Origin of the sequence: Roseovarius mucosus, from assembly GCF_002080415.1 — a bacterium.
Taxonomy (GTDB): Bacteria; Pseudomonadota; Alphaproteobacteria; order Rhodobacterales; family Rhodobacteraceae; genus Roseovarius; species Roseovarius mucosus_A.
This window is the reverse complement of the sequence record NZ_CP020474.1, coordinates 2,666,251-2,686,016: the sequence shown is the minus strand read 5'-3', so window position 1 is coordinate 2,686,016 and position 19,766 is coordinate 2,666,251. Positions and strand designations below refer to the sequence as shown.

The window sequence follows — 19,766 nt, the reverse complement described above, 5'->3', positions numbered from 1 at the left end:
AATGCGAGCGGTATATATCGGATTATTGAGCGTTCTGATCGGGGCACCACCGGTGCTGGCCGGGGCGGTGGACCAGTCATTACGCCCGCAGATGCGGCCCGGTTCGGGCCTCATCACAGCGGCGGTGGTTGTTTCGAGCGACGTGCCAGTGCGCAGCCTACGGCCACAATTGCGCCCGGCGGATGTGTCTGAGACCGCCATCGTGCCGGTCAATGCCAATCCGCGCTTTGACACCTGGGTGGCCGGTTTCCGGGGTCGCGCGCTATCGCAAGGGATCAGCGGACAGGTATTTGACCGCGCCTTTCGTGGTGTGACGTTCAACCCCGACATTGTATCAAAAGACCGCAACCAATCGGAATTCAAACGCGAGATCTGGGACTACCTTGACAGCGCCGTCTCGCCCATCCGGGTCAACAACGGACAAGAGGCGCTGCGCAAACACCGCCGCGCACTCGAACGGATCGAGGCACATTACGGCGTAGAAAAAGAGGTGGTCGCCGCCGTCTGGGGGATGGAAAGCACCTATGGCGAACGGCTTGGTGATTTGCCGTTGATCCAATCGCTGGCGACACTGGCCTATGACGGACGGCGCGGCGCGTTTTTTGAAAAACAGCTCATCGCTGCCTTGCAGATCCTGCAATCGGGCGATGTGACACCTGAAAACATGAAAGGGTCATGGGCCGGGGCTATGGGGCATACGCAGTTCATGCCCACTTCTTACCTGGCCTATGCGGTGGATTTCACCGGCGATGGCAAACGCGACATCTGGTCGGACAACCCAACCGATGCCCTGGCCTCAACCGCCGCCTATCTCAAGCGCTTTGGCTGGACCAAGGGCCAACCTTGGGGCGTCGAGGTACAGGTTCCGCGCGGGTTCAGCGCCGCCGCGGCCAAGGCCAAGCGGCTACCGTCTCAATGGGCGGCGCAGGGCGTGGTCGGTATGGACGGGCGCGCGGTGCGCGATTTCGGCACTGCGTCGATCCTGCTGCCCGCCGGGCTTCAGGGGCCAGCCTTTATGGTTTTCGACAATTTCGGCGTGATCAAACGCTACAATAATTCCGATGCCTATGCGATGGGCGTTGGGCATCTTTCAGACCGGATCGGCGGCGGGCCAGAAATCAGGGGCGCTTGGCCACGTGGCTATAACCCCCTGTCTTTTGACGAAAAAATGGATATGCAGCGCCGCCTGCAACGCAAGGGTTTTGCCATCGAAAAGATCGACGGCATCATCGGCCCCAATACGATCAACGCCATTCGCGCCTTTCAGCAATCGGTCGGGGTGACGCCGGACGGCCTGCCCTCGCAGGAATTGCTGGCGCTGCTCAAACGCTCGTGAGCGTCCGCCAATCCGCACCCGACGAGTTGGCGGGCCTCATCTGCTGCCCGACGTGTGATCTGGTCTATACCGCGCCCCAGGTGGCGATGCGGCAACGCGCCATTTGCGCGCGCTGTCATACAGTCTTGATCGCACCACGGCGAAAGGCAGGCAAGCAGCTGATCGCTCTGGCGCTGACTGTTCTGATCCTGATCGTGGCAGCGGTGCTCTTTCCCTTTTTGTCGATCGGCGCGGGCGGGCTACACCATGACGCCTCGATCCTGCAGGCTGCCTTTGTGTTCGAGGGCGGGCTGTCTGTGCTGGCGGTGGCAGTTCTCTTTTTCATCGTGGTCATACCGGCGCTGCGCCTGATGCTGCTGATCTATGTCTTGGCCCCCATCATCCGCGATCACCCCCCCGCCCCTCTGGCGCGCCCTGCCTTTCGTCTTTCAGAGGCGCTCGTGCCGTGGTCCATGGCCGAAATCTTCGCCATCGGTTGCGCCGTGGCACTGGTCAAACTCAGCGATCTGGCGGATGTGGTCTTTGGCCCGGCGGCGTGGATGTTTGCGGTGCTGGTGGTGCTGGTGGTGGCGACCGACAGTCTGATGTGCCGCTATTCAATCTGGGCCTCGCTGGACGCATGAGAACCGCGCGCGACATGGGACTGGTGGGCTGCACACGTTGCATGGCTGTGGCGCCTCTTGGCACAGCGCGCTGTTCGCGTTGCGGCAGTGCGTTGCAATCCCGCGATCCGATGGCGCTGCAAAAGGTCTGGGCGTGGTGGCTGTTGGGCCTTGGCTGCTACATTCCGGCCAATCTTTTTCCGATGCTAGAGACGCGCACGCTGGTCAGTACGCAATCTGATACGATTGTCGGCGGGGCGGTGACGCTGGCAGAGCATGGCAATTGGGGCGTGGCACTGATTATTCTTGTGGCCAGTGTGGTGATCCCGGTGGCCAAGTTTCTGGTGCTGGCCGCTCTGGCATTCGGCGTCTGGCGCGGCTCGCGCTTGTCAAAGGCGCGGCGGCACCTGCTCTATGAGATAGTCGAATACATCGGCCGCTGGTCGATGATCGACGTTTTTGTTGTGGCGATCCTGTCATCCCTGGTGCAATTGCAGGCCTTGGCCACGATCACACCGGGCCGCGCCAGCCTGTTTTTCGCCCTTTCGGTGGTTTTCACCATGCTCTCCGCGCAAAGTTTTGATAGCCGGATGATCTGGGACGGCACCCGCCGACCCGAAGACCAAGAGGATAGCCAAACGTGACCCAAGACAGCACGCCTCCGCCAGAGCCCACTGTTCTTCCTGCCGGACGGAGCCTGATCGACCGGATTTCAGTGATCTGGCTGGTGCCGCTGGCGGCGCTTTTGGTCGTGCTGGTCGTGGCGTGGCAGGCCTATTCCGAGCGCGGGCCGCTGATCGAAATCGCCTTTGAAAATGCGTCGGGTGTTCGGGCGGGGGCGACCGAGCTTCGCTACCGCGATGTGACCGTCGGCATGGTCGAGGACGTAAGTTTTGCCCCGGGTCTCGACCTCGTGCTGGTCAAGGTCCGCGTGGATCAAGAGGTGGCACCCTATATCGACCGCGACGCCCAATTCTGGGTGGTCCGTCCCCAAGTTACGGCGCGGGGCGTCACTGGCCTTGGGACCGTGCTCTCGGGCGTCTACATCGAAGGTTTGTGGGACAATAGCCCCGGTGCGGCCGTCACGCAGATAGCAGGCCTGCCCGATGCCCCCTTGGAACGGGTGGGGCAGGATGGCCTGCGCCTCATGCTGCGGGCGCAGGGGCGCGCCTCGCTGGTCGAAGGCGCTCCGGTGATCTATCGCGGGATCGAGGTGGGGCGCATCGGGCGACCGCGCATCACTGCTGATGGCAGCTCCGCCGAGGCAGAGGCGCTGATCTTTGCCCCGCATGATCGTCTGATCAACAGCGCGACGCGCTTTTGGGACACCTCCGGCTTTTCCTTTTCGCTCGGACCCGGCGGCGCACAACTCGATTTCTCATCCGTTGCCGCACTTGTGTCCGGCGGCGTCACCTTCGAGACGATGATTTCAGGTGGCACATCGGCGCGGGCCGGAGACAACTACACCGTCTACTCCGAAGAATCCGCGGCACGTGCCAGCCTGTTTCGCGGGGACGACAACGAAATCCTCACGCTTGCGGCAGTGTTCGAGGACAATATCGCAGGTCTTAGCGTGGACGCCCCCGTTGAGTGGAACGGGTTGCGCATCGGTCAGGTGAGCGCGCTTAATGGCGTGGTCGATGAGGCGCGATTTGGCGATGACCGCGTGCGGCTTCTTGTCAGTCTGGCAATCCGTCCGGGACGGTTGGGGCTGGAGGGAGGTGCAGGGCGCGACTCGGCGCTTGCCTATTTGCGCGAGAGCGTGGCGACGGGCCTGCGCGCGCGGCTGGCCTCGGCGTCCATATTGACCGGAGGGCTCAAGGTTGAACTGGTCGAAGTGCCCGATGCCCCCCCTGCCGAAATCGAGACGGCAGATGGCGGCGATCTTCTTTTCCCCACCACCGAAAGCGAGATCGCGGATGTATCGGCAACCGCAACGGGCGTATTCGAGCGGATCAATGCCTTGCCCATCGAAGAGGTGATGGCCGAGGCGATCACCCTGCTGCAAAACGCCAATGCCTTGGTCTCCAGCGCCGATACGCGCGCCGTGCCGGGCAATGTCAACGCGCTTCTGGATGAGACACGCGGCGTGATTGGCGCGCCAGAGGTGCAGGCCCTGCCTGGGCGGCTTGATGCCGTGCTGACCGAGATGGAGACGCTGGTCGCGCAAATCGCGCAAGAGGCCATAGCGGCCAAGTTGAGCACCGCGCTCAGCGATGCCTCTGCCGCGTCTCAAGGTGTGAGCGATGCCGTGAGCGGTGTGCCAGATCTCGTGGCGCGGCTGGATGCCGTGGCGAAAAAGGCCGAAAGCGTCGAGATTGATGCCATGGTTGCACAGTTGACCGCGCTCATAACCTCGGCTGACACGCTTTTGGCGCAAGAGGGCACACAGGCCCTGCCTGCCACGCTGAACGCAACCCTTGACGAAATGCGCAGCGTTCTGGCGCAATTGCGCGAAGGCGGCGTGGTCGAGAATGCCACCGCCGCCCTTGGCTCTGCCCGCGATGCCGCGGATACTTTTGCGCAAGCGGGCCGTGATCTGCCGGGCCTTATTGCCGAGGCCGAGGCCGTGCTGGCACAGGCGCGCGGCACGCTGGCAGGCTATGCCGCCGACAATGGTGTAGGCCGCGACGCCCGCGCCGCAATGCGCGAGGTTGAACGCGCCGCGCGTGCTGTGTCATCCTTGGCCCGAGCCATAGAACGGAATCCAAATTCGCTGCTTTTGGGAAGATGATGAGAATGAAGAGATTTTCCGCCCTGCTTTTGCTGGCCGCCCTCACCGCCTGCACCTCTGCTCCCGAACAGCGACTGACCGTGCCACGCGCGCCGGTTGAGACCAAGCAGCGCATCGCCTTTGGCTCGGTCGCGCTGCGCGAGGTGTCCTTGCCGGGATATGCCGCGGGTGAGGAAATCTATTTCTCGGATGCAACAGGTGTTCTGAGCACTCAACCCGGCCTCTTTTGGGCCGATGATCCGGGCCGCGCCATCACGTTGGAACTCAGCCGTCATCTGGCCCAAATCACCGGCGCGCGGGTGGCGGCAGAGCCTTGGCCCTTTGGTGGCTTTCCCGAGGCGCAGGTCGAGGTGCGGGTCGAAGAGATGCTGGCGCAAGCGGATGGCGTATTCCGGCTTGCCGGGCAGTATTTCGTGTCATCTGAGAATGGCCGCGCACGCGCGCAGCTTTTTGACCTGAGCGTGCCCGTACCGGACGAGGCAGGCATTACCGCCATCGCCGCAGCACGCGGTCAGGCCGTGCGGGATTTGGCGGTTACGATTGCACGCGACGGGCTGCGCTGAGGGCGTCCGATCTTTTACCTACCGACGCTTGCGCTCGGCCTTGCGCCTCTCGACCGTCGCCTTGCGCTTGGCGCTGCCAAGCTTGCGTTTGGGCGGCTTGCCGCGTGTGGCGCGCGGGCCTTTGGGCAGGGTCTCGCCATCAAGGCTAACCAGTTCAAGCGCAATGCCACCTGTCACGGGCGCGGCCTCGGCCAGCTTGACCGTCACGCGCTGCCCCAAGCCAATCGTAAGCCCGGTATCGGACCCCATCAGCGTGCTTGCTTCGCGGTCGAAGTGGAAATATTCCCGGCCCAATGAGCGGACCGGGATCAACCCATCCGCCCCGGTTTCATCCAGTTTCACGAACACGCCGAATTTGACGACGCCGCTGATACGCCCGGTGAATTCCTCACCCAATCGCTCCGACAGAAACGCCGCCAGATAGCGATCATTGGTGTCACGCTCGGCCATCATCGAGCGGCGCTCGGTGTCGGAAATATGCTGCGCCGTCTCCTCAAGCTGCGCTTCTTCCTCATGGCTCAGACCATCTTTGCCCCAGCCATGCGCCGAAATCAGCGCCCGATGGACCACAAGATCGGAATAGCGCCGAATGGGCGAGGTGAAATGCGCATAGGCCTGAAGTGCAAGGCCGAAATGTCCGAAGTTTTGCGGCGCATAATAGGCCTGCGTCATCGCGCGCAGGGTGGACATGTTGATCACCTCGGAATGATCCGTATCGCGCGCTGCATGCAGCAGCGCGTTAAGATGTGCGGTTTTCAGCACCTGACCCTTGGCAAGCACCATCCCCGCCGTCGCCGCTACCTCGCGCAGGGCATCAAGTTTTTCGGGGCTTGGTTCCTCATGCACCCGGAACAAAAGCGCCGATTTGCGCGCCACCAGCGTTTCGGCGGCGGCCACATTGGCCAACACCATACATTCCTCGATCAGCTTATGGGCCTCCAGTCGCTCGGTGAAATTCACCGACAAAACCTTGCCCGCGTCACTCAGGACCACCTTGCGCTCGGGCAGGTCGAGGTCGAGCGGCTGACGACGACGCCGCGCCTCCTCTAATGCGGCATAGGCGGCATAGAGCGGTGTAATCACCTCGTCCATCAGGGGCGCGCATTTGTCATCCGGCGCACCATCCTGCGCCGACTGAACCTGTTGATACGTCAGCGACGCAGCAGAGCGCATAAGACCGCGCACAAACCGATGCCCGATCTTTTCACCGGTCGCGGTGATCTGCATCCGCACCGCGATACAGGCGCGTGGCACACCCTCATGCAGCGAACACAAATCACCAGATAGGCGGTCGGGTAGCATCGGCACAACGCGATCAGGGAAATAGCTCGAATTGCCGCGCTTGCGCGCCTCGTGGTCAAGCGCCGTGCCGGGGCGCACGTAATGCGCCACATCGGCAATCGCCACCCAGATCACATGCCCCCCTTCGTTCTTGGGATCATCATCGGCATGGGCCCAGACCGCATCGTCATGGTCGCGCGCATCCCAAGGATCAATCGTGATCAGCGGCATATCACGCATATCCTCACGGCCCTTGAGGCCCGCAGGTTTCATCGCATCCGCCTCTGCAATCACGGCATCGGGAAAGCTGTCGGGGATTCCGTGCTGATGGATAGCGATAAGCGAAACTGCCTTGGGTGCCGAGGGATCGCCCAACCGGTCCAGAACCCGCGCGCGCGGCAGGCCCATGCGGCCCGCAGGACCCGCCTGTTCCGCCTCGACAAGCTCGCCATCCTGGGCGCCGCCTGTGGCATCCGCGGCCACGTGCCATTCCTTGCCGTCGCCCTTGTCGATAGGCAGGATGCGCCCGCCCTCTGCCCCTTTGCGGAAAATTCCCAGCACTTTTCGCGGGTTGGTGCCGATACGGCGAATCAACCGCGCCTCATAGTGATGGCTTTCGCCCTTGACCTCTTGCAGACGCGCCAGGATGCGGTCGCCTACCCCCATCGCGGGGTCAGAGGCGCGCGGAATAAGAAGCACGACAGGCTCTATTCCCTCACCCGTCCATTCCAAGGGCCGCGCAAGCAGTTCTCCGTCAGAGGCCTGCCCCGTGATCTGCAACACGCTTACAGGTGGCAGCCGGTCAGGGTCACGATAGGATTTCTTGCGCTTTTCCAGATGGCCTTCGTCCTCGAGCTCCTTGAGCAGGCGCTTGAGGTCGATCCGCGCAGCCCCCTTGATGCCAAAGGCCTTGGCGATATCGCGTTTCGCGGTGAGGGTCGGGTTGTCCGAAATCCATTGCAGGATTTCGACCTTGCTGGGCATCTGGCTCATGTCTCGGCCCTAGCACGAAGCGCGAGCGGCGTCATCCGGGAAACCACCGAAATACCGGGCAGGGTTTAGAGAATTCTTCACCCTTTGGCCCCTAAGGTCAGACGAGACCCGCAGAGAGGCCCACGATGAAAACAACCACCCCTTTGGCCCGACTGAGCACCGTCGCCCATGGCGGGGTGGCTGCTCATCTGACGCGCGCGCAAAAGGCGGCGATCATCGTCAGGTTTCTGATCAACGAAGGGGCTGAAATCGCGCTGACCGACCTGCCGGACGTGTTGCAAGCGCGCCTCACCACACAGATGGGGTCGATGCGCTATGTCGACCGAGGAACGCTTGCGGATGTGGTCGCGGAATTCGCGCAGGAGTTGGAGGGGATGGGGCTGACCTTTCCGCGCGGCGTGGCCGGGGCGCTTAGCGCGCTCGATGGCCGGATCAGCCCGCAAACCGCTGCGCGCCTGCGCAAGGAGGCGGGCGTGCGCCAACAGGGCGACCCTTGGGAGCAGGTGAAACACGCCGATCTTGCCGCGCTCATCCCCATTGTCGAACGGGAAAGCACAGAGATTGCGGCCGTGCTCTTGTCCAAGCTCGACGTGGCGCGCGCGGCGGACCTTTTGGGCAAACTCCCCGGAGAATTGGCGCGGCGGATCACCTATGCGGTATCGCAGACCGGCGCGGTCAGCCCCGAGGCCGTTGACAGGATCGGTCTGGCACTTGCCGCGGAATTGCACGACATCCCCGAAACCGCCTTTGCCCAAGGGGCGGTCGAACGTGTGGGCGCAATACTCAACTTCTCGCCCGCCGCGACGCGCGATGACGTGCTGACAGGATTGGACGAAGCCGATCAAGACTTCGCAAACCTTGTGCGGCGCGCGATCTTTACCTTTGTGCATATTCCTGAGCGGGTGAAGCCCACGGATATCCCGCGCATCACGCGGGAAGTGGATCAGGCGGTTCTTGTCACGGCGCTTGCGGGGGCAGCCTCGGGCGATCTGGCGCCCGTGGCCGAGTTCATCCTCAGCAACATGGGCAAACGCATGGCAGAGGCCATGCGTGAGGAAATACAAGAGCGCGGCCGCGTACGCCTGCGCGATGCCGAAGAAGCGATGACCGCCGTGGTCAACGCCGTGCGCACCCTCGAAGCGGCGGGCGAGATCGCCTATGTGACCCCCGAAGAAGACCAGAGCGCGTGACCACTGGACAAGCCACGCCGGCCCTCCTAGGCTTGATCCCATGAGTGATTGGGATGGACGCCGCTGGCACGACATGGGCGGACAGGCTGCCGGGCCTGTGCCGATGGACGGTCATGATTTTGCCCTTTGGGAAAAGCGCATTGATGCGCTGATGGTGCTCTGCGGGGAAAAGGGCCTGTTTACCGTTGACGGGCTGCGTCGCGCTCTTGAGGATATGGGCGAAGACGCGTTTGAGACGTATTCCTATTACGAACGCTGGATCGCTGCCGTGAACCAGAACCTGCTCGAGGCCGGTGCCTATTCGCTTGAGGAATTGGCGGCCCGGATGGATGCTGTTGCCGCGCGCGGTCCAACCTATGCCGAGGCGCAAGATGGCTGAGCGGGTGCGGGTCAAGGCGCTGACGCCGCCGGGTCATGTGCGCGCCCCGTGGTATCTGCGCGGCAAGCAGGGCGTGATCGAGCGATCCTTGGGGGCCTTTCGCAACCCCGAGCAACTGGCCTATGGCCTGACCGCCGAGGAAAAGCCGCTGTATCGCGTCCGTTTTGCCATGCGCGACATTTGGGGCGAAACGGCAGAGAACCCCGACGACACGCTCGATGCCGAACTCTACGCGCATTGGCTGGAACAGGTGGATAGCCATGCCCCATGACCACCACGATCACGATCACGACCATTTCCACCATGAGGGGATGAGCCCCTCTGGCCATCCCTACCGCGCCGACAACGATGGCCCACTGACCTATTGGCAGCGCATGGAAATCGCAGTGCGCGAATTGCTCGTGGAAAAAGGCCTGCTCACCCCCGCCGAGATTGCTGCGCAGATTGAGGCGATGGATGCCCGCAGCCCCGCCAACGGCGCGGCCGTCGTGGCGCGCGCCTGGGTCGATCCCGATTTCAAGGCGCGGCTTTTGGCCAATGCCTCTGCAGCCAGCCGCGAGATGGGGTTCAACATCGGCCCGCTCCATCTGATCGCAGTTGAAAATACCGCCCAGACCCATAATCTCATCGTCTGCACGCTTTGTTCGTGCTACCCGCGCAACCTGTTGGGCTTGCCGCCCGATTGGTACAAGACGCGGGAATATCGCAGCCGTGCGGTGCGCGAACCGCGCGCGGTTCTGCGTGAATTCGGTCTGGACCTGCCCGATGATGTCACCGTCCGCGTCCACGACAGCACCGCCGATATGCGCTATATCGTGTTGCCCGCCCGGCCAGAGGGGACCGACGCGATGGACGAGGCGCAATTGGCCAGCTTGGTCACGCGCGATTCGATGATTGGTACGGGCCTGCCCCGTCAGCCCTGAGAGGCGGCTGGCATGTGCGGACGCTTTGTCATCACCCTGCCCAATGACGCGATGGCGCAACTCTTTGGCGCGGCCCCGGACAACGACCTGCCCGAGCCACCCGATTACAATGTCTGTCCCACAGCCCGGATCGCGACTGTTCGTCTGGGCGAGAGCGGCACGCGGCGGCTTTCGGCCTTGCGATGGGGGTTCTTGCCGAATTGGTATGACAGCCCCACCGCTGGCCCGCTGCTGATCAACGCCCGCGCCGAGACCATTGCTGAGAAACCCGCCTTTCGCGAGGCGGCACGCGCGCGCCGATGTCTCATTCCCGTCGCAGGCTTTTACGAATGGACGCGGGATGGCAACACACGCCTGCCGTGGTTTACCCAAAGGCGCGATGGTGCGCCGCTTATCATGGCCGGGGTCTGGCAAATCTGGGAGCACGGCAATACCCGGATCGACACCTGCGCGATTGTCACCTGCGCCGCGAATGACAGCATGGCGCAAGTGCATCACCGGATGCCGGTGATCCTTGAACCGCAGGATTGGCCGCTCTGGTTGGGCGAGGCGGGGCATGGCGCGGCGCGGCTGATGCGCCCCGCGCCCGAGGACACACTAGAGATGTGGCGCGTCGCCCCAACGGTCAATTCCAACCGCGCGCAGGGGGCTGACCTGATCGTGCCGATCCCACACACGACGGCTTGAACCCCTTCTTTCACGGGGACCCTTTTCTAACCCCGGTCAAACGATATATAGACGTCATGAAACAGACCCTGTCACATGGCAATAATCCGATAGTGCGACTGAAATGATCCAGCATCCGATTACAATGACCGGGCCCAAGGAGGACGCGGGCGATCCTGCGGTGGTCGTTGCCACACGGCCCAAGACCAAGCGCCCGCCGCTCTACAAGGTTCTGCTGCTGAATGACGATTACACGCCGATGGAATTCGTGGTGGCCGTGCTTGAACGGTTTTTCGGCATGTCGCACGCGCAGGCCTTTGAAATCATGCTGACCGTGCACAAAAAGGGGCTGGCGGTCGTGGGTGTCTTCAGCCACGAAATCGCCGAAACCAAGGTGGCGCAGGTGATGGATTTTGCCCGCCGTCACCAACATCCGCTGCAATGCACCATGGAAAAAGAATAACTTGGCCATCGCCACCCGCCTGACACTTGCCCTCGCCGACGGGGTTGCGACCCTGCCCGAGGCTGGACGCATTGCCGTATTCACCCCGCGCGTCGGGGCTGATCTCTCCGCCTTGCCCATGGACCGCGTGCAGGTGATCACGCCACTCAAGCCCGATTATGATTACTTTGCCGGTTTGGGATATGACTGTGCCATAGCCCCCGAGGGGCGGTATGGGGCTGCAATCCTCTGTCTGCCCCGCGCCAAAGCACGGGCACGCGCCGCATTGGCAGAGGCCGCCACCGTCACCGATGGCCTGATCATCGTCGATGGTCTCAAGACCGATGGCATCGAATCGGTGCTGCGCGACTGCCGCCGCCGCGTCGCGGTCAGCGCGCCGTTGTCCAAGGCACACGGCAAGATCTTTAGCTTTGCCGCAGGCCCTGAATTTGCCGATTGGGCCGCAACCACAGCGCAGCCGATTGCGGGTGGATATGTCACGGCACCGGGGGTCTTTTCCGCCGATGCGGTTGATCCGGCATCGCGCCTTTTGGCGGATAGCCTGCCGCAAGCGCTTGGCGCGCATGTGGTCGATCTGGGTGCGGGATGGGGCTATCTAAGCGCGCGCGCTCTGGAACGCGCCGGCATTACCCGTCTTGATCTGGTTGAGGCCGATCATGCGGCCCTCGCCTGTGCACGCCAGAATGTCACAGACGCCCGCGCGCAATTTCATTGGGCCGATGCGACCGTCTGGAAGCCCGACGCGCGTGCCGATAGCGTCATCATGAACCCACCTTTTCACGAGAGCCGCAGTGCCGATCCCGATCTTGGCCGCGCCTTTATACGCGCGGCGGCGGGCATGCTCAAACCCTCGGGTAGTCTCTGGATGGTGGCCAACCGGCATCTGCCCTATGAGACCACGCTGGCACAGTCCTTTACCTCGGTCAGTGAGGTAGCTGGCGACACCCGCTTCAAGATCCTCCACGCCAGCCGTCCTGTGCGCCAGAGCCGCTAGTGCCCCCATGCGCGCCAGACCCAGCTTGAAAGGTCCGATATGTCCTTCTCGATCACCGGAAAAACCGCCATTATCACCGGAGGTGCCAATGGCATCGGCCTCGCTATCGGGCGTCATTTCGCGGACAAGGGCGCCAATGTTGTCTTTGCCGACATGGATGAAGCACGCCTGATCAAGGAATTGGGCGAGAATGACGACAGCAGCAACATCCGCTATTTCGCGGGCGACCTGCGGCAAAAACTGACGCAGGCCAATCTGCTGTCGGCCACGATCGACGCCTTTGAACAGGTGGATATCCTCGTCAATGCCTGCCGCCAGATTGTGCCCTCGGATGCGCTCAACCCCGATGATGACGCGGTTGAGATGCTATTGGAGCAGAACCTTTTGACCGCGCTGCGCATGAGCCAACAGGTCGCGCGCCGGATGATCAAGCAATCCGAAGGCCAGACCGAAGGCAGCGCGGGCACCATCGTCAACCTGTCCTCGATTGCCGCGCGCTGCACCCATCCGGATCTCTTGGCCTATTCGGTGGCCTCGGCGGCACTGGATCAGATGACACGCAGCCTGGCACTTGCCTTGGCACCGCACCGTATCCGGGTCAACGCCCTGGCCTTTGGCTCGGTCATGAGCGCGTCGCTCAAGGAAACGCTACGGGAACACAGCGATTACCGCGCCGATATTGAATGCCACACGCCCCTTGGGCGGATTGCCTCGGCGGCGGAACTGGCAGAAGCGGTGCATTATCTGGCCTGTGATGGATCAGCCTTCATGACCGGACAGATCATGACGGTGGACGGCGGGCGGACCCTGCTTGACCCCTGCGCAGCCCCGGCGCACTAATAGGCAACATCGCCCGAGGACCAGACGCATGACCGACGACTTTACCCAGCAAAAATCACGTGCCGCCGCATGGTTTCGCCAGTTGCGCGACGATATCGTTACCGCGTTTGAGGGGTTGGAGGACAACCACGCCACCGGGCCTCTGTCAGACGCCGCGCCCGCGCGGTTTGAGGTAAGCGACAATAGCCGCCATAGTGACGACGGATCGGACGCCGGGGGCGGGCTGATGAGCGTGATGCGTGGCGGGCGGGTCTTTGAAAAGGTCGGCGTCAATGTGTCAGAGGTCTATGGCACCTTGGGAGAGGCCGCACAGCGCGCCATGGCGGCGCGCGGTGTGCCCGGCATGGACAGCGATCCACGGTTCTGGGCCTCTGGGATCAGCCTTGTGGCGCATATGCAGAACCCGCATTGCCCGGCGGTCCATATGAACACCCGCATGTTCTGGACCCCGCATGCGTGGTGGTTCGGTGGCGGATCGGATCTTAATCCCTGTATCGAGTATCCCGAGGACACGGCCCATTTCCATGGCCAGCAACAGGCGCATCTAGATCCGCATGGCACAGACCTCTATCCGAAACTCAAAGCTTGGGCGGATGAGTATTTCTTTGTGCCGCACCGCAATCGGGCGCGCGGCGTGGGCGGTATTTTCATGGATGACCGCAACACTGGCGATTGGGAGGCCGATTTTGCGCTGACACAGGATATTGGTCGCGCCTTTCTGCCTGCTTATGTTCCTTTGGTGGAAAAACGCCGGGTGCAGCCTTGGTCGGATGCCGACAAGGACACGCAGCTTGTGCATCGTGGCCTCTATGCCGAATACAACCTCGTCTATGACCGAGGCACGAAATTCGGACTGGCCACAGGCCATGACGCCAACGCGGTGCTTATGAGCCTGCCCCCTCTGGCGAAATGGACCTAAGCGCGTCCTAGGCGACGAGCTTTGACAAATCCGCCGCCGCGTGTCGCATCGGTTCTAGATACTCCATCGCCCGCTCGATGCTGAACCGCTGCGTCGGCGCGTGAAAGGCCAGTGTTGCCATCAGCCGGTCGTTGACATCAAGGATCGGCACAGCCAGAGCGATCATATCCTCCATGAACTCTTCGCGGTCGAGCGAGTAGCCTTGCTCGCGCACACGCTGGATCTCGGCCAAAAGGGCATCGGGGTCGGTCAGGGTGTTGGCGGTGCGGGCAACAATATCTGTCGCAGAGAGATAACGCACCAGGTGGCTGCGCGCCAAAGTGCTCAGATACATCTTGCCACTGGCCGTACAATAAAACGGCACACGCGTGCCGATCGGCAATTGTATCCGGAGCGGCCATTGTGTCTCAACGCGCTCTAGATAGATCATGGCATCGCGGTCCGGTAAGGCGATGTTGCAGGTCTCGCCTATTTCGCCGCTCAACCGCTTAAGGATTGCCTGCCGCGCTGTGCGGATGCGCAGCGACGACAGGATACCCCCGGCCATGCTGCGCAGGCGCGGACCCGGGGAATAAGTCCGCCCATCCATGTCGCGTTGCAGAAACCCTTCCTCTTCGAGTGTAGCGAAAAGGCGGTGGATCGTCGGCTTGGGCAGGCCAAGCGCTGCGTTGATCTCGGTGGGCGTGACGGGCACGCCCACGCGCGCGATCTCCTCGAGCACAAGCAGGAGCCTCAGATTGGTGGGAATGGTCCCTGCGTCGTCACCATCCATGTCCTGACCTTTCTCACCGTTGCGGAAGCAGCGCTGTGGATAGGGAAGGCACCAGAGCCACAAGCACCCAAACCGACAACAGCGCCACAAGATAAGGCACGATGTAGCGCAAGAGCTTGAAATAGGGAACGCCCGTCACCCCAGAGGCGACATAGAGGTTCAGCCCATAGGGCGGCGTGACAAAGCCGATAGAGGCCCCGACAAGGAAGATCACCGCAAACTGCACCGGCTCAACCCCGACGGAATGGGCGATAGGGGCCAGAATAGGGGCCAGAATGATCGTCACAGGCAGGCTTTCGAGCACCATGCCACAGACAAACACAATCGCCATCGCGGTAAAGAGCACCGCATAGTACCCGCCCATTGAGGTCACGAAATTACCAATGACTTCCTGTGCCCCCAGAACCGACAGGATCTGTTGCATCACGACTGAAACCGCGATGAGAGGGGCAAGAATACCGGTGATTTGCGCCGAGCGCATGGTGATAGAAGGCAATTCCAGCGGGCTGAATCCTTCGACGACCAGCATCTCCGAGATTTTCTTTTCGCTCACGTCACGCCCTTTGGCACCGCCCATCAGCTTGTAAAGCGGCAGGCTGATAAAGCCCACGATCACGCAAAAGCCCACGGTCACGCCCGCCGCCTCTGTCGGAGAGAATTTGCCGGTGTAGATGCCCCAAAGAACAAGGCCGATGGCAAAGAACCCAAGCCATGCGCCGATGGCGGTTTTGAAAACGCGCAGGGGGCTGAGGGGAATGAGGAACCCCCAGCCATTACGCCAGCAGATCAGAAAGGCGGCGAACATCATCGCCAAAACCATCAGCGCGCCGGGAATGATCCCCGCAACGAACAGTTCCGAAATCGGCAGGTTGAGCAGAAAGCCGTAAACGATGAAAATGATCGACGGTGGGATGATGATGCCCACAGTCCCCCCCGCCGCCGCCGTCGCCGCCGAAAAGCGCGCATCATACCCGCCCTTGATCATCTCGGGATGCAGCATCGAGCCGATGGTCGCGGTAGTGGCCGAGTTAGAGCCCGAGATTGCGGCAAAGAGCCCACAAGCGCCAAGCGCCGCCATGGCCAATCCGCCGCGTATCCACCCTAGGCAGGCATAGGCAAAATCACTCAAGCGCCGCGCAATGCCTGAGCGGTTGATCAAGTCTCCCGTCAGAATGAACAGCGGCATCGCCAAAAGCGCAAAGCCGTCCGTGAACACATCGCCCAATGCGCCCCCAATATTCTGGAGCGGCATACCAAGGACAAATGACACACCGATCACCCAGTAACCGATGACCAGAAACACCGGCACACCCAGCATGAAAAGGAACGTCACCCCAATGGAAATGGCGGTGATGAGGGTTGGGTCGCTCATATCAGTCGCCTCCGATCACAGCTTGGGTGATCAAGGTCTCACCACTGCGGAAATTGGCAATATCGGCTAGGACATTCTCGATCACCCGCGCCACCAGCGTGGTAAAGGCCAGAGGCACGGACAAAAGGAACCACCATTGCATGACATTGTCGGTGCCCAGCATGATTTGGAAATTCGCTGCCGAATTGATCGCCACCTTGGTCGAGGTAACGACCACGACCCAAGAAAACCCGGTCCAGAGCAATGCATCCAGCATGAGGCAGGCCATTTGTCCCGTGCGCGACATCGCGTTGCGGAATTCGGCAAAGGCCAGATGCGTGCGCAGCTTGACGTTATAGCTGCACCCGAAATACGTCATGATCAGAAAAAGAAAGGGCGGCAGGGTGGTCGACCATGGGACCTGTTGTGACAAGACGAAACGGCGAAACACCTCGACAAAGATGATCCCGCCAATGGCCAAATAAGACACGACCATGATCGTCTTTTCCAGATTACGCTCTGACCAAGGGCTGAAGCGATAGAACACCAGAATCAACAAGGCCAGCGCCAGCATCGCCGCCAGCCCAAGCGGCCAAGCCGCCGGTTCGTTCATCGCCTGACTCAACATCCAGGAATCGCCTGCCATGAGGGCACTCATGATATCGCCTGTGCCCTGAAACCAGCCGGTCATGCCCGTTCCTCCCTTTGGGTTGCCGTATGTATTCGCCGCACGTCTCGGCGGCTTGGGGTAACGGGCCGCGCGGATGGCGCGACCCGAGCAGAGCCTATCGCGTCAGGCTGATCGCCACCAGCGGCGCGGCTCGACATTCTCGGGCAAGGTATCCACAGGAATCTCGCGGGCCACGTTGTAGATTTCTTGATAGGTGTCGATGCCACCAGCCCAGCCATTGAGACGCTCACGCCACTGCGCCCATGGCTCTGGATTGAACTCGGGCGAGCACATTTCTTCGGCCATCTTGATCTGATCGTCTGCCAGAAACGCCGGGCGCACATTGTTCTGGGCAAAGATGGTGCCGGGCAGTTGCGGGTCAGAGAAGCCAACGGTTTTGACCAGCGCCGCCTCATTGGCCGCCTGCACATGAACCTGCGCCAGATAGGCGGATTCCATGATGGCATCCTGCAAATGCGGCTCCATCGCGTCAAACACCTTGACCGACATGGAGGTATGTTCCGTGCCGCAGAAGAACCGCAGGTCAACCGATTGGCTGACAACGGGGGCCATGTTGGCATAGGCCACAGCAGAGGCCCAGGTTTCCGCGCCGTCAATGAGGCCCTGCTTGAGTCCGTCCAGTGTTTCTTCCCAGGCCACCGGCACCGGGTTGAGGTTGAGCAACTGCATGGCGATACGGCCCAACTGTGTGCCAGTCACGCGGTTCTTGGTGCCAAACAGCTCTTCCAGCTTGGTGACGGTGGGTTTGTCAGCAAAGGACTGACCCATCTGGAGGCCGCGCAATTCGCAATGCGAGAACAGGAACTTCAGCCCATGCCGACTTTCTAGTGGTTCACGCAAAATCTTTTGCGAAGCGGGGCTATAGAGGAAATGATACTGCGCGGCGCGGCTCGGGAACATATAGGCATAGTCGAGCACGTTGAGATAGGGCGCGCCCCCGGCCGAGTTCTGCGTCGAGGCGGCATACATATCCACCACGCCGGTCTGGGTTTTTTCCACGCAGTTGAGCTGGCCACAAATTTGGTTGTCGCCGATGAACTCTACACGGATTTCGCCGTCAGTGCGTTCTTCCAGATCGCGGGCGAATTCCAGAACGCCGGCGCGCTCGATCAGCAGGTTGCGCGCGTTAAACCCCGAAGCCCCCAGTTTCAGCGTATGTTTCGGCTCTTTGCCAAAGCGTTTTTCATAGGTGCTCTCGGCGGCCCGCGCCACCGACGAAAGCGAGACCGCCCCCGTCAGCGCCCCGGCCCCCAACACAACGGATGATAGGCCAAACTGACCTGACAGACGGAACAGGTCCCTGCGGGAAATTCCGCTCAGGGCTTTCGATACTTTCATGGTCTCCTCCCTATTTTGCAATTTTGATACTTGCAGTCTCAATAATGATCGAATTATCCTTGATCTGGCAAGGAGATTTTTTCCTTGCGCCAAGATTGAGCAAGGAGGCCCGGAATGTCGGAGATTTCAGCGGACTACGTGATCGTTGGCGCGGGTTCTGCCGGATGTGTTCTGGCGAATCGCCTCTCTGCGGATCCTCGGAACACGGTTATTCTGCTTGAGGCGGGTGGGCGCGATTGGAACCCGTGGATTCACATTCCGGTTGGGTATTTCAAAACGATGCATAACCCGGCGGTGGACTGGTGCTATCGCACGGAGCCAGATCCGGGGCTCAATGGCCGCGCACTAGACTGGCCACGTGGCAAAGTTTTAGGGGGCTCATCCTCGCTCAACGGTTTGCTTTATGTGCGCGGACAGCCGCAGGATTACGACCGTTGGGCGCAAATGGGCAATCCCGGCTGGGGATGGGACGATGTGCTGCCGCTCTTCAAGCGCTCCGAGCGACAGGAACGCGGTGCCGACGAGTATCACGGCGATCAGGGCACGCTTTGGGTGTCGAACATGCGCCTGCAAAGGCCCATCTGCGATGCCTGGGTCGCGGCGGCACAAGAGGCGGGCTATCCATTCAACCCCGATTACAATGGGGCCACGCAAGAAGGTGTGGGATATTTCCAACTGACAACGCGCAATGGCAGGCGGTGTTCTGCTGCCGTGGCATTCCTCAACCCGGCGCGCAAAAGACCGAACCTGACGATCATCACCCATGCGCAAGCCAGCCGTATCATGCTGGAGGGGCGACGTGCTGTTGGCGTGGCCTACCGTGACCGGGCGGGGTTGGATCAGGTGGTCAAGGCCGGACGCGAGGTCATCCTCTCCTCAGGCGCGATTGGTTCGCCGCAACTCTTGATGCTCTCGGGCATCGGAGAGGCGGCGCATTTGCAGGATCACGGCATCGAGGTGCGCCAGAATCTGCGCGCCGTGGGCCGCAACATGCAGGACCATCTGCAAGCGCGTCTGGTGTTCAAGTGCCATGATGCCACGTTGAATGACGAGGTGCGCAGCCTGTCCAATCAGGCGCGGATCGCCCTGAAGTATGCTCTTTTTCGCTCGGGCCCCATGGCCATGGCCGCAAGTCTTGCCACGGGCTTTATGCGTACGGGCGACCATGTCGAGACACCAGACATTCAGTTTCACGTCCAGCCATGGTCCGCCGACAGCCCCGGCGAAGGGGTGCATCGCTTTTCGGCCTTTACCATGTCGGTCTGTCAATTGCGGCCCGAAAGCCGCGGGGAAATCCGCCTCGCCTCATCGGACCCGCGGAAGTATCCCAAGATCATTCCAAATTACCTCTCGACCGAGACCGACTGCAGGACCATCGTCGAAGGAATAAGGATTGCCCGTCGCATTGCGCGCTGCGCGCCGCTGACCTCCAAGATCTCAGAAGAATTTCGCCCGGACCGCACGCTGGATCTAGACGATTACGAAGGCACGCTCGACTGGGCGCGGCGCTATTCGACAACGATCTATCACCCGACAGGCACCTGCAAGATGGGACAGGGGCCGGATACCGTCGTCGATGCCCGGCTCCGGGTGCATGGCATCGACGGGCTGCGCGTGGCGGATTGTTCGATCATGCCCGAGATCGTGTCAGGCAACACCAACGCCCCCGCGATCATGATCGGCGAGAAAGCCTCGGACATGATCCTTGCGGATCACGCGGCGGGCTGAGTC

Annotated in this window: 20 protein-coding genes; 15 read left to right on the top strand and 5 right to left on the bottom strand. The window is 61.5% G+C overall.

Annotated features, from left to right (window positions below; all coding sequences use genetic code 11):
- The first annotated feature begins 1 nt into the window (after position 1).
- Genes ROSMUCSMR3_RS12875 through ROSMUCSMR3_RS12855 form a run of 5 tightly spaced genes read left to right on the top strand, consistent with a single transcriptional unit; the run spans position 2 to position 5,235 of the window.
- Entirely contained in the window at positions 2-1,336 is a 1,335-nt protein-coding gene (locus tag ROSMUCSMR3_RS12875) for a lytic murein transglycosylase (RefSeq protein ID WP_081507551.1), read from the top strand.
- Complete coding sequence (locus ROSMUCSMR3_RS12870) at positions 1,333-1,959, top strand: paraquat-inducible protein A (RefSeq protein ID WP_008279385.1); 627 nt, start codon at positions 1,333-1,335, stop codon at positions 1,957-1,959. The genes ROSMUCSMR3_RS12875 and ROSMUCSMR3_RS12870 overlap by 4 nt, the downstream gene beginning before the upstream one ends.
- Complete coding sequence (locus tag ROSMUCSMR3_RS12865; protein WP_008279386.1) at positions 1,956-2,582, top strand: paraquat-inducible protein A; 627 nt, start codon at positions 1,956-1,958, stop codon at positions 2,580-2,582. The genes ROSMUCSMR3_RS12870 and ROSMUCSMR3_RS12865 overlap by 4 nt, the downstream gene beginning before the upstream one ends.
- Entirely contained in the window at positions 2,579-4,672 is a 2,094-nt protein-coding gene (locus tag ROSMUCSMR3_RS12860) for an MlaD family protein (protein WP_237183445.1), read from the top strand. The genes ROSMUCSMR3_RS12865 and ROSMUCSMR3_RS12860 overlap by 4 nt, the downstream gene beginning before the upstream one ends.
- 5 nt (positions 4,673-4,677) lie before the next feature.
- A complete protein-coding gene (locus ROSMUCSMR3_RS12855; RefSeq protein ID WP_081507550.1) occupies positions 4,678-5,235 on the top strand; it encodes a PqiC family protein in 558 nt (185 codons plus the stop codon).
- An 18-nt stretch (positions 5,236-5,253) separates the two neighbouring features.
- Here ROSMUCSMR3_RS12855 and rnr read toward each other — a convergent pair whose 3' ends face one another.
- Positions 5,254-7,509, bottom strand: a complete 2,256-nt coding sequence (gene rnr, locus ROSMUCSMR3_RS12850; protein WP_081507549.1) for a ribonuclease R — start codon at positions 7,507-7,509, stop codon at positions 5,254-5,256.
- Positions 7,510-7,634: 125 nt separating this feature from the next.
- On the opposite strand from rnr, the gene ROSMUCSMR3_RS12845 reads away from it, so the two are divergent.
- The 9 genes from ROSMUCSMR3_RS12845 (at position 7,635) to hemF (ending at position 13,883) form a co-directional block, all read left to right on the top strand.
- Positions 7,635-8,699 carry a flagellar motor switch protein FliG gene (locus ROSMUCSMR3_RS12845; RefSeq protein ID WP_081507548.1) on the top strand — a complete coding sequence of 355 codons (1,065 nt, stop codon included), beginning with the start codon at positions 7,635-7,637 and terminating at the stop codon, positions 8,697-8,699.
- Positions 8,700-8,739: 40 nt separating this feature from the next.
- Complete coding sequence (locus ROSMUCSMR3_RS21860; protein WP_037296735.1) at positions 8,740-9,078, top strand: SH3-like domain-containing protein; 339 nt, start codon at positions 8,740-8,742, stop codon at positions 9,076-9,078.
- Positions 9,071-9,349 (top strand): SH3-like domain-containing protein, encoded by a 279-nt coding sequence (locus ROSMUCSMR3_RS21855; RefSeq protein ID WP_335743529.1) that lies wholly within the window; start codon positions 9,071-9,073, stop codon positions 9,347-9,349. Before ROSMUCSMR3_RS21860 ends, ROSMUCSMR3_RS21855 begins: the two co-directional genes overlap by 8 nt.
- On the top strand, positions 9,339-10,001 hold the full coding sequence (gene nthA / locus ROSMUCSMR3_RS12830) for a nitrile hydratase subunit alpha (RefSeq protein WP_081507546.1): 663 nt from the start codon (positions 9,339-9,341) through the stop codon (positions 9,999-10,001). Before ROSMUCSMR3_RS21855 ends, nthA begins: the two co-directional genes overlap by 11 nt.
- Before the next feature lie 12 nt (positions 10,002-10,013).
- Positions 10,014-10,688, top strand: coding sequence for an SOS response-associated peptidase (locus ROSMUCSMR3_RS12825; RefSeq protein ID WP_081507545.1), 675 nt, complete (start codon positions 10,014-10,016; stop codon positions 10,686-10,688).
- 124 nt (positions 10,689-10,812) lie between these two features.
- A complete protein-coding gene (clpS, locus tag ROSMUCSMR3_RS12820; RefSeq protein ID WP_232279150.1) occupies positions 10,813-11,130 on the top strand; it encodes an ATP-dependent Clp protease adapter ClpS in 318 nt (105 codons plus the stop codon).
- A gap of 1 nt (position 11,131) precedes the next feature.
- Positions 11,132-12,124 carry a class I SAM-dependent methyltransferase gene (locus tag ROSMUCSMR3_RS12815; protein WP_198385520.1) on the top strand — a complete coding sequence of 331 codons (993 nt, stop codon included), beginning with the start codon at positions 11,132-11,134 and terminating at the stop codon, positions 12,122-12,124.
- Positions 12,125-12,163: 39 nt separating this feature from the next.
- On the top strand, positions 12,164-12,964 hold the full coding sequence (locus tag ROSMUCSMR3_RS12810) for an SDR family NAD(P)-dependent oxidoreductase (protein WP_008279397.1): 801 nt from the start codon (positions 12,164-12,166) through the stop codon (positions 12,962-12,964).
- Positions 12,965-12,992: 28 nt separating this feature from the next.
- A complete protein-coding gene (gene hemF / locus ROSMUCSMR3_RS12805; protein ID WP_081507544.1) occupies positions 12,993-13,883 on the top strand; it encodes an oxygen-dependent coproporphyrinogen oxidase in 891 nt (296 codons plus the stop codon).
- 7 nt (positions 13,884-13,890) lie between these two features.
- Here the strand turns inward: hemF and ROSMUCSMR3_RS12800 are convergent, their stop codons facing one another.
- The 4 genes from ROSMUCSMR3_RS12800 to ROSMUCSMR3_RS12785 all read right to left on the bottom strand — a co-directional run bounded on the left by ROSMUCSMR3_RS12800 (position 13,891) and on the right by ROSMUCSMR3_RS12785 (position 18,035).
- Positions 13,891-14,655, bottom strand: a complete 765-nt coding sequence (locus ROSMUCSMR3_RS12800; protein WP_081507543.1) for an IclR family transcriptional regulator — start codon at positions 14,653-14,655, stop codon at positions 13,891-13,893.
- Between the two features lie 13 nt (positions 14,656-14,668).
- The gene (locus ROSMUCSMR3_RS12795) at positions 14,669-16,027 is read right to left on the bottom strand and encodes a TRAP transporter large permease (RefSeq protein ID WP_008279400.1); all 1,359 of its coding nucleotides are present in this window, start codon (positions 16,025-16,027) and stop codon (positions 14,669-14,671) included.
- 1 nt (position 16,028) lies between these two features.
- The gene (locus ROSMUCSMR3_RS12790; RefSeq protein WP_081507542.1) at positions 16,029-16,697 is read right to left on the bottom strand and encodes a TRAP transporter small permease; all 669 of its coding nucleotides are present in this window, start codon (positions 16,695-16,697) and stop codon (positions 16,029-16,031) included.
- A gap of 102 nt (positions 16,698-16,799) precedes the next feature.
- Positions 16,800-18,035, bottom strand: coding sequence for a TRAP transporter substrate-binding protein (locus ROSMUCSMR3_RS12785; RefSeq protein ID WP_037296743.1), 1,236 nt, complete (start codon positions 18,033-18,035; stop codon positions 16,800-16,802).
- Positions 18,036-18,149: 114 nt separating this feature from the next.
- Between ROSMUCSMR3_RS12785 and ROSMUCSMR3_RS12780 the strand changes: the two genes are divergently transcribed.
- The gene (locus ROSMUCSMR3_RS12780) at positions 18,150-19,763 is read left to right on the top strand and encodes a GMC family oxidoreductase (protein WP_081507541.1); all 1,614 of its coding nucleotides are present in this window, start codon (positions 18,150-18,152) and stop codon (positions 19,761-19,763) included.
- Positions 19,764-19,766 lie beyond the last annotated feature (3 nt).

Bases quoted from the DNA above. Each gene is read 5' to 3' on its own strand.
- ROSMUCSMR3_RS21855 (WP_335743529.1), top strand. From the start codon at position 9,071: ATGGCTGAGCGGGTGCGGGTCAAGGCGCTGACGCCGCCGGGTCATGTG.
- rnr (WP_081507549.1), bottom strand. From the start codon at position 7,509: ATGAGCCAGATGCCCAGCAAGGTCGAAATCCTGCAATGGATTTCGGAC.
- ROSMUCSMR3_RS12800 (WP_081507543.1), bottom strand. From the start codon at position 14,655: ATGGATGGTGACGACGCAGGGACCATTCCCACCAATCTGAGGCTCCTG.
- ROSMUCSMR3_RS12790 (WP_081507542.1), bottom strand. From the start codon at position 16,697: ATGACCGGCTGGTTTCAGGGCACAGGCGATATCATGAGTGCCCTCATG.
- ROSMUCSMR3_RS21860 (WP_037296735.1), top strand. From the start codon at position 8,740: ATGAGTGATTGGGATGGACGCCGCTGGCACGACATGGGCGGACAGGCT.
- ROSMUCSMR3_RS12795 (WP_008279400.1), bottom strand. From the start codon at position 16,027: ATGAGCGACCCAACCCTCATCACCGCCATTTCCATTGGGGTGACGTTC.
- ROSMUCSMR3_RS12845 (WP_081507548.1), top strand. From the start codon at position 7,635: ATGAAAACAACCACCCCTTTGGCCCGACTGAGCACCGTCGCCCATGGC.
- clpS (WP_232279150.1), top strand. From the start codon at position 10,813: ATGACCGGGCCCAAGGAGGACGCGGGCGATCCTGCGGTGGTCGTTGCC.
- hemF (WP_081507544.1), top strand. From the start codon at position 12,993: ATGACCGACGACTTTACCCAGCAAAAATCACGTGCCGCCGCATGGTTT.
- ROSMUCSMR3_RS12810 (WP_008279397.1), top strand. From the start codon at position 12,164: ATGTCCTTCTCGATCACCGGAAAAACCGCCATTATCACCGGAGGTGCC.
- ROSMUCSMR3_RS12785 (WP_037296743.1), bottom strand. From the start codon at position 18,035: ATGAAAGTATCGAAAGCCCTGAGCGGAATTTCCCGCAGGGACCTGTTC.
- nthA (WP_081507546.1), top strand. From the start codon at position 9,339: ATGCCCCATGACCACCACGATCACGATCACGACCATTTCCACCATGAG.
- ROSMUCSMR3_RS12875 (WP_081507551.1), top strand. From the start codon at position 2: ATGCGAGCGGTATATATCGGATTATTGAGCGTTCTGATCGGGGCACCA.
- ROSMUCSMR3_RS12825 (WP_081507545.1), top strand. From the start codon at position 10,014: ATGTGCGGACGCTTTGTCATCACCCTGCCCAATGACGCGATGGCGCAA.
- ROSMUCSMR3_RS12855 (WP_081507550.1), top strand. From the start codon at position 4,678: ATGAAGAGATTTTCCGCCCTGCTTTTGCTGGCCGCCCTCACCGCCTGC.
- ROSMUCSMR3_RS12780 (WP_081507541.1), top strand. From the start codon at position 18,150: ATGTCGGAGATTTCAGCGGACTACGTGATCGTTGGCGCGGGTTCTGCC.
- ROSMUCSMR3_RS12865 (WP_008279386.1), top strand. From the start codon at position 1,956: ATGAGAACCGCGCGCGACATGGGACTGGTGGGCTGCACACGTTGCATG.